Annotated in this window: 6 protein-coding genes; 1 reads left to right on the forward strand and 5 read right to left on the reverse strand. The window is 57.1% G+C overall.

Going from position 1 to position 13966, the window contains the following annotated elements; translation table 11 throughout:
- Positions 1 to 100: 100 nt before the first annotated feature.
- From C4S72_RS09250 to C4S72_RS09265, 4 genes are all read right to left on the reverse strand, one after another.
- Positions 101 to 7282 (reverse strand): CHAT domain-containing protein, encoded by a 7182-nt coding sequence (locus tag C4S72_RS09250; RefSeq protein ID WP_104002724.1) that lies wholly within the window; start codon positions 7280 to 7282, stop codon positions 101 to 103.
- Between the two features lie 188 nt (positions 7283 to 7470).
- Positions 7471 to 8085 carry an ankyrin repeat domain-containing protein gene (locus C4S72_RS09255; RefSeq protein ID WP_146071887.1) on the reverse strand — a complete coding sequence of 205 codons (615 nt, stop codon included), beginning with the start codon at positions 8083 to 8085 and terminating at the stop codon, positions 7471 to 7473.
- Positions 8086 to 8096: 11 nt separating this feature from the next.
- Complete coding sequence (locus tag C4S72_RS09260; protein WP_104002726.1) at positions 8097 to 9311, reverse strand: trypsin-like serine peptidase; 1215 nt, start codon at positions 9309 to 9311, stop codon at positions 8097 to 8099.
- 37 nt (positions 9312 to 9348) lie between these two features.
- Positions 9349 to 9672 carry a hypothetical protein gene (locus C4S72_RS09265; RefSeq protein WP_146071888.1) on the reverse strand — a complete coding sequence of 108 codons (324 nt, stop codon included), beginning with the start codon at positions 9670 to 9672 and terminating at the stop codon, positions 9349 to 9351.
- A 514-nt stretch (positions 9673 to 10186) separates the two neighbouring features.
- Between C4S72_RS09265 and C4S72_RS09270 the strand changes: the two genes are divergently transcribed.
- A complete protein-coding gene (locus C4S72_RS09270; RefSeq protein WP_104002728.1) occupies positions 10187 to 13345 on the forward strand; it encodes an alpha/beta hydrolase in 3159 nt (1052 codons plus the stop codon).
- A gap of 104 nt (positions 13346 to 13449) precedes the next feature.
- Here C4S72_RS09270 and C4S72_RS09275 read toward each other — a convergent pair whose 3' ends face one another.
- Positions 13450 to 13779, reverse strand: coding sequence for a hypothetical protein (locus tag C4S72_RS09275; protein WP_104002729.1), 330 nt, complete (start codon positions 13777 to 13779; stop codon positions 13450 to 13452).
- Positions 13780 to 13966: the final 187 nt, after the last annotated feature.

The raw sequence follows: 13966 nt of genomic DNA on the forward strand, positions 1-13966 counted from the left end.
ATGCTCTCTTCATAGCTAAAACAGGGATCGCTCCAACGGGGCCTCAAACGCTCTCGCTGGCTCAGATTAAATCGACCAGGGCTGGCGGTTTCTAAAACTATCAGGGTTTACCAAACAGGGTAAACGCCGCCCAGGCCGCCGGCTCGGCATAATGCCCGCCTTCAGCAATCAGAGCTCGCTGGGCGCTGCTCATGGCGCTGAGGAAATCGCTCTCCGGGGCCTCGCGCAGGTTGGCGTAAAAACGCTGCATCAGCTCCGCGGTGGCGCCATCGTCGACCTTCCAGTAGGAGGCAACCACGGTCGGCACGCTGGCCAGCGCAAACGCCCGGGCCAGGGTCGCGTACTCCATTCCGGGCTGCCCGATGCCTGTTTCACAGGCCGAAAGCACAACCAGATCGGTCTCATCCAGGTTGAGCGTGGCGATATCGATCACATTCAGGCGGTAGCTATCGGCCAACAGCAGATAGCTGTCCTCGGGGGCGGCCGGATCCAGTTTGCCATGGGTCGCCAGATGCACAATGCGCGCATCGCTCACCGCGTCAGAAAGATTGTTGAAGGTCGCCTCAGGCCCTTCAAGCACGCTGGGAGCAAACAGCGCCTGCTCGGCAATACGGCTGACTTCGGTACGGGCGCCCGGCAGCGAGCCATCGGGATCGGCCACCAGGGTCATCCCCTCGCTGAACGAGCCGTTCTGCTGCAGCACCAGGTTCAGGTGATACATGGAGGGTATAACACCCAGGTTGAACCTCTCGGCGGCATATTCTCTTTGCGGTTGCTGTTGGCGCAGCAGCGCGGGGAACGGCAGATAGGTCAAGGCTCCCACTGGAGTGATCAGCACCTGATCCCTGCCCACCAGTTCACGCTCCACCGGTCGCAACAGCTTGTCGTACAGCCAGGCGAGTTTATCGTCCAGCCCTTCGACCACCGCAGATGGCGCTTCCTCGGGGGCTGAAAGACCGCGGTCTGTTTCGCTGCCAAGATGGGTCGCCCGGTAACGCAACCCGCGTACCACCAGCCCTGCGGTCAATTCCAGGTCAGCGCGGGATACATTGACCTCGCGTATCTGGGCACCTTCACGGGTCACCAGCTGGATCAGCAGTTTTTCCGCCGTCGGTAGATACTGGATCAACACCTGGCGCTCATCGAGGCGCCGATGCATGGCAGCGACCTCTCGGGGGTCGAGCTTGAGCATCTGGTAAAGCCCCAGGTGATCGGTTTCCAGCCGCGCCAGCAGTTTCTCCCGCGAGCGGGTCTTGCTCTCCAGTTGCCGACGCAGTTTCTCAGCCTCAGCAGCGCCAACTGACGCAGGTCGCTCCGTTTGCTGGGCCGCATGCTCCGGCCCGGAGGCGCTTTCCGTAGACGGCACTGCAGCGGACCCAGGCTGAAGTTCGTTACCGGTTTCGATCTTCTGCTCCAGCTGCGCGATCTGCTGCTGCATCTCACGATAGCGCTGCAATAGCTGCCCTTTCTCACTGTCGGCAGGCATGGAGGAGAGGAAAATATCGCCCAGGGCCAACTGCTGTTGGGCCTCGGGGCCCTGGAACGCCAACTGCCCGAACTGGTTGTCATTAAGCAGGGATGCCACCCCCTGGGAGTCATACACCAGCAGCCCCAGGTCGGTGCCCACATAAACACGTCCATTCGCCGCTACATCGACGGCATGAACGGTACGTCCGCCGTATTGCCCCAAAGCCTGATCCTGGGGCAGCAGCTGGTTGAGGCGGTCTGGATAGAGCCAGCTACCGGCGTGGTAAAGCACCACCCCGCCCGCGGTAGGAAACAGCCAGGTGTTTTCATCGCTGAATCGCGCGCCCCGGCCACCGGTCCATAGCATGGCGCTTTTGGCAGACATCGCCTTAAAGCTGGGGTCTTCGAGCTCGGCGAAAGACTGGCGACGCTGCCAGGCATCAGGCGATGCCTGTTCCCTGACAAAACCGCGGTTGGTGGTCACCACCGCCGTTTTGTCATCGAGCGACGTGTAGCCGGTGGCGAACCAGTGTGCAGGCTGCCCCAGGTTGTCGAAACCGCTACCGTTCCAGCGCAGCAAGCCACCCTTGAGCCTCATCCCATCGTGCAACAGGTGCCCCTCGTCGGAGGCAACCACCTCTATGCCACCATCGAGCGTCTCATAAACCCGCGCCAGCATTGGGCTGCGGGAGGGAAAGCGTTCAGGGTCGAGCAGATAATTGAACTCCTCAACCTGCTCCTTGCGATAGCGAAACAGGGACGAGCCGGAGACCACCCAGAGCGTACCCTGGCTGTCGACCAGCATGTCCTCGATTTTTCCGGACCAGCCCTCCTCGTCCACCGAAGGCCGGGCCGAGAACAGCTCCTGGGGCTGATCGCTGCCGAGCGGGAACCGGAGTATCTGAGAACCGTCATGGGTAATCAGATTGCCCTGTGCATCCTCAACCAGATGGCTCGCATTGGCGGAATAGAAGTAGAGCGATTCGTCCGCCGCCGCGTCATTGTCCAGAAAGGCGATATGATGCCCCATCGCCATAAAGGCGCCGTTGAGCTTATCACTGACCAGCAGATCGTAAACCGGCCCCTGCTCATCCCTGAACGAGTCTTTATTCAGCCGGGTATAGACTCCCTCTTCGCTGTATAACGCCAACCCCGTCGCATCGCTCGTCGAACCTCTGGGGCCAAGGCTGAGCCCACCGCGCGCGGCGGCAAAAGGTAGAGGCAGGGCTTCGAAATAGCTGCCGTTGAACAGGTTGATCGCCCGGTCGGTATTCACCACCAGCACCTGGCCCTGCTCATCCAGATTCCAGATAGAAAGCTCATGAATACGCTGCGACAGCAGCAGATCGGATGCACCTGCTATCAGCACGGGCTCCCCCTCTGCCAGATGCCAGTCGCCCTGCTCTACGCTCAGGTCATGGGCGAAAATCTGCTGTCGGCTGAGTCGATAAACCCGCTGTTCATCGCCCTGATACGCAAAGCTCTCTCCCTGCCCCAGACTGACTGTTCCGGCAGCGGAGATAAGCCAGACCTGATTCTCCGCCCGGTACAGTAGCGCATCATCGGAAAGCCGCTGCACCTGGCGAATATCCGTGGCGCCGGCCGAGTCGATGGAGCGGACCGCGTTATCTGAGAAGCGCAGCTCAGCCAGCCCCCGGGCGGTACCGACCACTACCCCACTGGCATCAGCACTGAGCGCGTTAACCCGGCTGGAGGGCAGCTCCTGGGCCACGCTCCAGAGTTTAAGCTCGGCGTCATAATCACCGGGCAGCGCCAGCAGGCCGTTGGCGGTTCCTAGCCAGAGCACGCCGTCCTGGCTTTCGGCCAGCGCCAGGATGTTTGACCGGGGATCCAGCCCACTGACCGCCAGGGTCTTGGAGAAACGACGCTGCCCGGCATCAAAGCCGTACCAATGCCAGTACCCCTCACGCTGAACCAGCAATCCCTGGCTCGTAGCCAGCACCAGGTCACCGTTGGCACGCAGCAGAATGTCCTGTTTCTCGACACCCGACAGCGCTTTGCCGAACAGTTCGTCATCGCCATGACGCTGCCAGTAGGCGCTGTTGGCAAAGTCCGACGCCTGGATGTTGTGCGCCTCGTTCAGCAGCTTGAGCGGTTCCGCCTCGACATCGGCCAGCGCTCCACTGAGCGCTGCCGAGGGCCGCTCCAGCACAGTACTGCGCAGCCAGGAGTGAATACCGGACCAGGTAGCGAAAGTCTCTTCCGGCAAGCCTCTTGGCCGGCTCTTGCGGTACATTTCGTGCAGCAAAGCCACCGATTCGGCAGCCAGGTCAAGCGCCGGGGCGGCGCCATCTTCAAAGCGTGCATAGCCGATGACGCTCAGCAGCATCCCTTCGGCTTCGTCAAAGTAATCGGGGCTGTCTCCCAGATGCTCAACCAGGTGAGTCGCCAGGTTAAACGAGGCCTGCTGCTCCTCCTGGCTCAGCGACTCGGTCTGCTGGTAGGCATCGCGCAGAGCATCCAGAGCGTCGTCCTGAACCGGCAGGCTCGGTAGATGATCCAGGTCGTTGATGCGCTTGACCTGGTCCACCATCCCCAACAAATGCTGAAAGGTGCGGGTAATGCGCAGGGCCATCTCCTGGCCCTGGTCGGAATCGACTCCAATAATCTCTCCGGCCGGATCGTAGCTCACCCGCAACTCGCCCAAACCGCGTTCGGCAATGCGCACCGGCTTACCCGCCTCGTTGTAGGTAAACTCAAGAACGCCGCTATCGCTGCTCAGCGTAGCGATCAGGTCTTCGCTGTCGTAGGTCAGCTCGATGGCACGACCACTGGAGTCCGCCATCGACTGCAGCTGTCCGGTCTCGGTGTAGGTAAGCTCGATAAAGCTGGCTCCGCGGGCAAAATAGAGCGGCTTGCCGAAAACGGGATGGTCACGTCGTATCACCTGTTCACCGCTTGGCAGCACGATTTCGACCGCGGGAATACCTTCATCCAGGCGATAGAAAACCTGGGTGCCGTCCGCGGTTAGCGCTTTCTGTCTGGCGCTGTCGAACCAACCGATATAGCGCAGGGATTCACCGGGACGCTCGCTGCCCAGCGAGTATCGTTCAAATTCCGACAGCGAGTCGCCGAGCTTGCCCAGCGCCTGGCGCTCCCACTTCTTGTTCACGTTCAGCCCGCGGGCATTCGCATCCTTGATCGCTTTGATGGCGACAATAGGGCTGCCTCCCCAGAGCAGCTGCTTGTGCAGGTAAGAGTCGACAACCTGGGAGTCATAGGGATTTCTCGCCAGCATGCGCGCGCCGTACCCGAAGGTTTCGTTGCGGCCCAGCTCGCGGGAGTAGCGCGCCACGAGATCGTGGAATATCCCGGTGTTGTCGCGCTGGGAGTGACTGCGCGATACCAGCGCCTTGGCTGCACAGACTTTATCCTGCCGCGCCAGACAGAAAGCCTCGCGATAGCGCAGGTAATTAGTCTTGCCACCGTATGCCTGACGGTATTCCTCAAACGCGCTCTCAGCGGCGTTGGTCGTCTCCAGGCTGAGATTTTGCTGATCGCTCTGCTGTTCGAAAATCCAGGCCTGGTAAAGCAGCAGCGTGTTCCGGGCGCTACGCCTTACCGGCAGCGTTGATGCGGCCTGCTGCTCAAGGCAACGGTTAATCCACTGACCGGCCTGTTCCCAGGCTTTGGCATCGACATGGTAGGCAATCAGTTTCGTACAGCCGAAGGTCTCCTGAGGCGCAGCACTCGCCGCCTCCTCCCAAACCCCGGGGGCCTGCTTTACACCGGCATCCAGAGCCTGCTGCCAGGCCGCACTCGACCAGGGCTGCTGCTTCAGGCTAAGGGCTATAAACTCGTCAGCCTGCGCCTTGCCCTCCAGCGCCTCCTTGTAGTCATAGACCTTGCCCAGCAGCGACCCATTATCGGGAAAAGCGTTCAACAACGCCTCGGCCTGTTGCAGTGCCTGCTGCTGTTCGCCACCCTCCCAGAGACCCTCCACCCTGAGCAGATGCAGTGCCAGCGACTGCGGTTGCTGCTGCAACGCCTCGCCAAGTAATGCCTCATAAGCGCCCGCATCATTAAGCGCTTTCAGATCGCCCAGGATGGCTTCAAACAGACCTGCCGAGATGCTGTCAACGGATCCGCGATAGCGGTTAAAGGCGGTCACCGCTCCCAGCCGGTCGCCGCTGTCTCTATAGGCACGGGTCAGGTAGTCCAGGTCCAGTGAGACCTGGGAGTCGAGCAGCGGCCAACCTTTGAGCGCCGCGGCCAGGGCCTCGTCGGGCCGTTTGTCGTCAAGTTCAAGGCCCGCCTGCTGCATCCAGAGACGCCCCGCCTGCGGGTGGTCCTGCAGCGCCTGAGCCAACTCTGCCCGTGCTGAACCGCGGTCTCCATCGTCGATTAAGCCATCGACAAAGTAACGCCGGGCTCGCGGCGCCTGATCCTCAACACCGAACCAGTAAGCCACGCCTTCGGCCAGACGACGGGCCCGCTCCGGCTGGTCATTTGTCAGCAGCAACTTAATGACGAACTTACGGTCCGCGTAAAAAGGGAAATGCACGACACCCTGGATCTGGGCCTCAAGCGCTTCCTGATGGTAGCCGTTGCCGTTAAGCGCATAGGATTGCGCTACCAGAGCACGACTGTCCTGGGGATAGGCGGTGAGATAGTCATCGAGGAACAGCAGGCGATCCTCATTGCCCCAGCCATGCTGGGGTAGTAGCTCGGTCAGGTAGCGAGCAACCTGGCCACCCGCCACCCCAGGTTCGTTGATAAACGACTCCAGGCGAGACCTGACACCGGCCTGATTCAGCGCCGACATGTTTTCAAACATCCAGGCCAGCTGCCATTGATCCGGCGCCAGCCTGGTGGCGACGATGAGGTAATCCACGGACGCGTCGTAATCCCCCCGGTCGCGCGCGATCGTCGCGAGATCCACCAGCGCGAAAAGATCCGCAGTTCCAAAGTCGGCATCGGTGGGAAACTGCTCCAGGGCAGCAACCGGATCGCTGTCTATCGCCATCAGTACACGAGGCGAGAGCCCGAGAGACTCACGCAGCGGCTCGGAGATCTGCTGCCAGGCCTGCTCAAGCTGGTCCGAGCGCCGCTTGACCACCGTCCATACATAGGCCGCCAGTGGATGGCTAGAACCGGAGAGCAGATCGTTCTCCAGGCTGGCGGCCAACTCATCACCACGGCCCGCCCAATAGAGAGCGCTCCAGTAACTTAAGCGGTCATCGTTATAGTCGATCTCTGCAAGTGGCTTTGAAGCCGGCGCGGGCGTGGCATCGACCAGCTTATTAAGCAGGCTCCAGCGGCCCTGACCTACGGCCACTTCCAGCGCTGTTATTCCATTAAGGTCCTGCGCCAGCGCCAACAGCCCCGCGTCGAGAAAGCGTTGGCACAGTACTTCATCGCCGACGGCCGCACACCAGTGCAGGGCCGACTCCCCCTTGGCATTGCTATGACCAGGATCGACGCCCTGCTCGAGCAGCCAGTTCGTAAACTCAGGCTGACCGGCCAGTATGCTGAGCTGCAACGGCAACTCGCCTGTCTCGTCCGGCTGATCGAGCGCCGCGCCGGCATCACGCAGGATATGAGCCGCCTCAAGATCCCCCAGGCTGGCCGCCAGAGTCATCGGAGTCCGGCCTGATTCGGCCACCTGCTCCAGTTTTTCGGGATGTTCGCCAACCCAGGCGATCAGGGCCTGGCGATTCTCTGCGCCAAGCAGCTGCGAAAACTTTTCAGCTGCCAGAACACTCGGGGAGATCAGGCTTGATAGTGTGATCAGGGCCAAGGCCGCCAAAGCGCCAGCCCGGCGGGTGTACAAAGCAGTCTCTCTACGTTCCATCTAATGTGTCCTTACTACTCGGTGAGTACCAGTCATCACCTACTTGGATGGCCATAACCTATAAACCGGACACAGGCCCGATAGAGGATGCAGATTCAACCGAACATTCGTCCGGCGTTCTATCAATACACACGCCCCGGATACCAAGCAGCGCACAGATACCGCGCCGCCAGCAGCCCCCGAAAAAGCTACCTGAGATTATATTGATGAAGCAGCGTTTGCAGCTGCTCTTCACAGGCTTCGGCATGTTTTATCTTTGGTGTCGCCAACCCGTTTATCAGTACCAGCTCTGCCGTTCTCAGATGACAGGACGCAATGGCGTAATCCAGCGCCGTAAACTCGTTCCCGGCCCCCCAGGCAATATCCTCAGCGCCAAGATCGACCAACCTCCTGGCGGCATCGTAACGACCGAATCTGACCGCCTCAGCAAGCGGGCTAATACCATTTTCAGATAAGGAAAAAGGATCTCCCCCCAGCGAAACCAACAGATCGACGGTTTCTGCGGCACTGACACAGTGCATGGCTGTTTTACCTGCATTGTCGCGAATATTCACATCCAGCCCTTTTTCGACAAGAAGAGTGATCAGCCTGTCCTGCTCATTGCGCGCAGCAACGCAGAGCAGCGATCCGCGTAGCGGGCTTATCGCGCCTATATCAGCATCGTCTTCAATCAGGCTTTCAACTTTATTGTAATCTCCCTTGGATATTTGCTTTTCCAAAGGAGATAAAGGAGAGCACCCGAACAAAAACAACAGGCTACAAATAGATAAAACCCTAACAAAGCGCATCAGATAATCAGCCAATCCTTAGATTTTTAATAGCAGCCAAATTCATAAGTAAATGAACCGTATTGATTAACCTGATATTTTTGAAGAGAAGCGTTTTGCTTAGCAGAAGGAATGTATTTCTCTGTGTCATTCCTGCTTATACGTTCACCCTCAGTTGACACAGCCCCTATATAATAAATGCCGTTACCTGTATTAAAAATCTCCAAATCTTCTAAAGGGTCAAGTTTAAAATACCCATCAGCATTCCATTCACCTTCTTTATTTTTATAATAATAGGCAAAGTAAAGCCCCTGACGCTCGCAGGTGTTCTTAGCAAAAACATGAATATCTTGTGTTTTTGGAGAATCGAATTTTATCCAGTTTTCTAAAAATGAGTTAGAAATATACTTTGATGTACCGAAATCACCGTCAGTTATTGATCTGATTATCTTTTGCCGCTCTGTAGAAATACGTGAACCCATATTGATATTACTCGACTCTGCCGTAATAACACCATGGATATGATAGGAGTCATATTTTTCAGAATAGACAAATATAGGGCTACCACTTTGCCCCCTGTAAACATCACAATCCAGAATTATCTCATTCTCATCGGAGTAACCAACCGCTGCTTCGCACCCTTCCTCGAAATATTGATGACTCGTCTCTTTATCACCCGGATACCCTATAGTTAACACAGGTCCCTCAGGAAAAGTATTTTTCCCCCAGTATCCTAAAAATCCAACTACATCGCCGGCATACTTTTCCTTATCTGACTGTTCCAGCTTCATTACAGCGATATCAACTTCTGAATGTACCTCGCCTCTTTTATAGTAATACTCTGCCGGCATATAAACCTCAGAGACTTTATATTTGTTATACGGAGACTGATTAAGTGAGTTTATACCTGGATAGAAAAACTGATTAGGATGAATTTCACCTTCGGAATTAATCGCACAGTGGGCCGCTGTGATGATATAACTATCATTAATCAAGGTACCTGTGCAGGTAGACATTCTACGATCTCTTAACCCGGTACCGTAATTAGTGATTAACTGACCTACACGCAGCTTATAATTATCCAAATACTCAGGCATCTCGTTCATTGACTTTCGATTATCTACACCGAGTATAGCCCTACTCTTAACCTCGGTTATCCAGTCAGCAGGCGCTTTATTATCAGTAGGTTCAATTTCCACATCAGCAGAACAAACAGAAGCAATGGAGAAAAATGAAACGATAATAAATTTGACCATTTTCATAAGTACTTTCCTGTAAGTCCCCAAGAAGTTCCTGAATTTAGCGCCTGTTTTTACAGAGATTAAATCCTAACTCAGACAGGAAGAATTTCTTGCCTGAATCAAGCCAGACGATATAACCATTTTCAGCCAGCTTATCGATCAAGGATCGATTGCCCAGACAGCCGGCCGCCGCACCGGCATCATCATCCAGCTCAAATATCTTATCGGCCAACGCCAGAACACCACCGCGATGCCGCTCTCTCGCTTCCTCATACTCAGCCACCAACCATCTGAGCATTTGGGCCTGCTTAAGCTTCGTTTCTGCAGTCACAGACTTCATTCCCAGCTTCAGGCTGCAACAAACCCGCGGCAAATAAGTCATGCAAGGCTGCTTCCGACATTGAGCCGTCCCTCTATCGCTGATCGCCTGCAATCCCATCTGCTACCTAACTCGGATCCGCAACGGGTCAGTGGACTTAAAGTAAACGTCATCAGATGGCGACTGACAATCTATTTTCCGAGCTGGAGCCCATCGATAGATATTCACAGTTCTTCTGTTCAATCCCTGACTCCTGCCGCTTAGTACGAGGATTGAGATGGACAAGCCAGAATTATCGAACACCCCTACGCTGGGAAATCCGCTAAGCCAGGTATCTAGCTCCTCAGGCACCCTCAACCCCGCAGGCTCTATCACGTCCTGCGCTGTACTTCTTAACGGCAGTTCAAACGCTTTGAGGTAAGGGTTAGTATCGGGCTACCTGAACGAGATGCAGACAGGGCATGCTGCTGAGAAGCCAGCGGCACAGGCTGGCAAGGCATTAAGCGTTCGAAGTTCTATAAAGCATTATCGATCGAAGCCATTTTAGTTATCTGAACAGCTCAACGAGGGAAAGGGTATGGGTATCAGACAGGCGCTCAGGGTTTCTGCTTTCACCGCTCTGTTCTGGAGTTTCAGCGGCCTTTTACTCGCGGCGCCCGCTAAACACGCGCTTCTGATCGGCATATCGGACTATACGGATTCGGGGCTATCCTCCCTGCCAGGCGCCGAAAACGACATCCAGGCGGTGCGCCAGTTACTCGAACAGAGACTTGGCTTCCCTAAAGAAAATATCGAACTTCTACTCAACAAAGACGCCACGCATTCCGCGGTGGTTACAGCACTTCAGGAACTGAGTGCTCGTGTCCAGCAGGATGACCTGGTCTACATCCACTACTCGGGCTACGGCTCAAATATGCCCGACCTGAATGGTGACGAAGCCAGCGGCCTGGATAAGACCTGGGTGACATTTGGCGCCCGCAGTGACAGATCGACCGTGCTCGACAGCGATGAACAGAATAACGTCAATTTAAATGGCTTCGACCTGCTGGATGATGAGATCGATCACTGGCTGGCCCCCGCTTATGCCAAGGCTGCTCAACTGGTTTTCGTCACCGACACGGCTCACTGGGGTACCGTCAGCCGCGGCGACAAAGCCCCTCAGCAGCGGGCTGCAGCGAACGACAGCCGCATGCACCCACTGGGTATGCAGTCATTTGAAGCTGCGGACAGATCTAAGGCTGTGTTCGTTAGCGCCACCCAGCCAGAAGGCTCTGCCTATGAGTACCAGCCGTTCCACCGCAGCTTTGGCCTCTTTACCTGGCACTGGCTGCAGAGCCTGGCCAGCGCGACTCCGGATACGAACTGGCGGGATCTACTCCAGCAGACTCAAATGCGGATCAAAACCGATGCGGCTTGGCACCAGTCGCCCAGCATCAGCGGCAACCTGAATTCAGCGATACTCAATGGCGAACTGCCGGCACATTCCGCCCGCTTCAGGGTGACGGGCGTTACCGGCGATCAGATTTCTCTCGATGGCGGACAGCTGGCCGGCCTTACCCCAGGTTCAACAGTCACACTCGCCAACATTGATGCGGGCGACAGCCGGATCGAGATTACCGAGACGGATGTCTTCTCTGCCAAAGGCGTGCTCAAAAGTGGCCACTTCAGCCCGGGTGACGCGCTGGTATTGAGCGAGCGCAGCTACCCTCAGCCAGTACTCAGGGTATTTGTTTCCGCAGATAAACAGGCGGATTCGGATAGCCATGTTATCGCGTCGATTCGCGATGCGGCTGCATCGGTGCCAGGGATTCAGCTCGATACCGATCAGCGCCAGGCTGACCTGGTGCTGTACTACAGCCGCATCGACGAAGCGCTCGGTGCACAGGTGCGCAAACAGGGTATAGCGGCCAACCTGACCTTCTCTCTTCCCGACACAGATCCGCAGGGTGCGCCCCGCTTATTTTTCCTCAACGCCGATGAAACCGAGGCGGCCACCGGCCTGACCTGGAACGGCAGCGCTGATAACAGGGTTGAACTCGAACAACTCAAGGCCAGGCTGGGGCGTATTCGCGATAGTTACCACTTACACAGCCTGGCGGGATCCTCATCCGATGACTCCTCTGTCGATCTGAACATCACTCACCTGCACAGGGACGATGGCTGCACCCCGGCGGCTGATCAGCGCTGCCAGGAGTTCGCTTTTGGCCGCTTCCTGGTGGATGACCCCAGATCGGCGCCCGATGCAGAAGCAAAGCGCTATCAAACCGGAGATGTGCTTGCTTTTGGCGTCGCCAACAGGTCGACGCAGGCGCGCTACGTCTACCTGCTAAGCAGTTCGCCAGATGGCGATATCAAACTGATCTATCCAACGCCGGAGATGACGGAGGCGGAAAACAGGATCGACGCCCAGACTCAGCTCGACCAGCTGCCGATCGCCTTTCAGCTCGACCGCAGCGGCACGGAATCGATCAAGATGATCGCTTCAACCGAGCCGATAGACCGGGCGTTTTTTGAGCCAACCACCCATCTCGCCGATTCAGAAAGCGCTGCTCCAAACAACGCACTGGAACGCCTGCTGGCCTACAACCGCGATATCGGAAACGGCCAGAAAAGTATCCAGCTGCCAGTGGCACAAATCTCCTGGAGCACCGCCAACATCGACCTGACAGTGGCCGCATCCGGCGATATGGCTGGCGTCCGCTCACGCGGTGCAGACACCGGCGCCCAGCCTGCTTATGTTCGCGTGCGCGTGTTCTTTGGCAGCAACAGGAACTACGATCCACACGCCGATGAACCGGGTGAGCTGTTTGGCAACGACCGCGGTACGCTGCGCCTTGGCAGCCTTTGGGTCAGCATCCCGGCAAACCACGAACCGGGCAAACTGGAGACCCCTTCGCTACTGTCTCTGATGGGTGAAGACCCCAGCGAGCACGTGATGCTGCAGTCGGTTGATCTGCTCGACAAAGAGGCCTTTGTCAGCCAGCTGGGCGATGCCGCCAGCCAGCTGCCCGACCGCCGGATGCTGTTGTATATCCACGGCTACAATAACTCCTTTGAAGAGGCCGCCCGCCGCTCGGCTCAGATCGCCTACGACCTCAGTGTGGAAAATGTGCACTACGTGCCTTTGCTTTTCACCTGGCCGTCGGGCGACAGCATCATTCCCACCCAATACACCCGCGCCTGGACCAACAAGGAGTGGGCGGTTTCCGATCTGGTGCAGTTCCTCGAACTCGCCGTGCTGGAAACAGGCATCGATAATGTCCACGTACTCGCCCACTCCATGGGCACCAACCTGTTCAGCAGCGCCTCACTGGTCATGGCCGGGCGCGAACAGGATGCGGATATCCGCTTCGGGGAGGTGCTGCTGGCGGCGCCCGATATCGACGCCGAGACCTTCTACCGCCTGCTGCTGCCGCGGCTGCAAACCCTTGCCGAGCGGACCACGGTCTACATGGCTTCTCAGGATGTGGCGCTGCATGTGAGCAAGGTGGTGCATTCAGGCTACCGTCGCCTGGGTGATTCCAGCGACTCACCGTTGATTCTTCAAGGAGTGGATGTGGTTGATGTCAGCGAGCTTAATACCTCGGACATGGGCCACGCCTACTATGCCGCCATTCGCGAACTGCTGAGCGATATAGGCTCCACGCTGCGAGGTATAACACCGGATCTGCGTCGCCTGAGCAGCCAGGAAACCGAGCAACGGCTAAAGTACTGGTCATTTCAAAAAGCAGAATAATCCGTACAGCAATACGTTCAGCGCAGCTGCTGAAGGCTACAGCCACTAACGATCGTCGCGGTAACCGCCTTAAAACGCACCGCGACGATCCGGCGCTCGGCCCGCTAATTCCAGGCGTCGAGCCAACGCTGAATCTCGCGCACCGTTCCCAGACCGTAGCCATCCGGGTCTCCCGCATAGCCACGATAAAACTCACTCAACGCCGAGAGTTCACGCCTCACCCGCGAGAGAAAACCTCTAAAAGACTCGCCATCCCTTGCAACAAGAATCGCTTGGCAGCGCCCTATCGCCGCGGCTTCAATCTGCCCGGTATTTCCCCAATACCAGGCCGCACTTTCTTTTTCCTGCGCCCGGGTTTTCTGCTGAGACAGCATTTTCCTGAGTGCGCGATGAAACCGCATTTTTCGCACTAAGCCATAAATTTTTCGGATCACTCAAAGCTCCCTGACCACCAAGCGGGCCCGCGAAGCTGAGCCCGTCATGAAGCTTGGATGGACAGAGACGGCAAAGAAGGATTCGCGATAGTAACCGAAGATTACTGCCAAGCCTGGCGTAGATCAGCCATAGAGCAGAACGTTCGGTTCACACCCTGGGCCCAAACTTTTTGCGTGATACACTGCG

Source organism: Marinobacterium lutimaris (assembly GCF_900108065.1).
Taxonomy (GTDB): Bacteria; Pseudomonadota; Gammaproteobacteria; order Pseudomonadales; family Balneatricaceae; genus Marinobacterium_D; species Marinobacterium_D lutimaris.

Coding starts and splice junctions, on each gene's coding strand:
- C4S72_RS09250 (WP_104002724.1), bottom strand. CDS start 7,282: ATGGAACGTAGAGAGACTGCTTTGTACACCCGCCGGGCTGGCGCTTTG.
- C4S72_RS09265 (WP_146071888.1), bottom strand. CDS start 9,672: ATGACTTATTTGCCGCGGGTTTGTTGCAGCCTGAAGCTGGGAATGAAG.
- C4S72_RS09270 (WP_104002728.1), top strand. CDS start 10,187: ATGGGTATCAGACAGGCGCTCAGGGTTTCTGCTTTCACCGCTCTGTTC.
- C4S72_RS09260 (WP_104002726.1), bottom strand. CDS start 9,311: ATGAAAATGGTCAAATTTATTATCGTTTCATTTTTCTCCATTGCTTCT.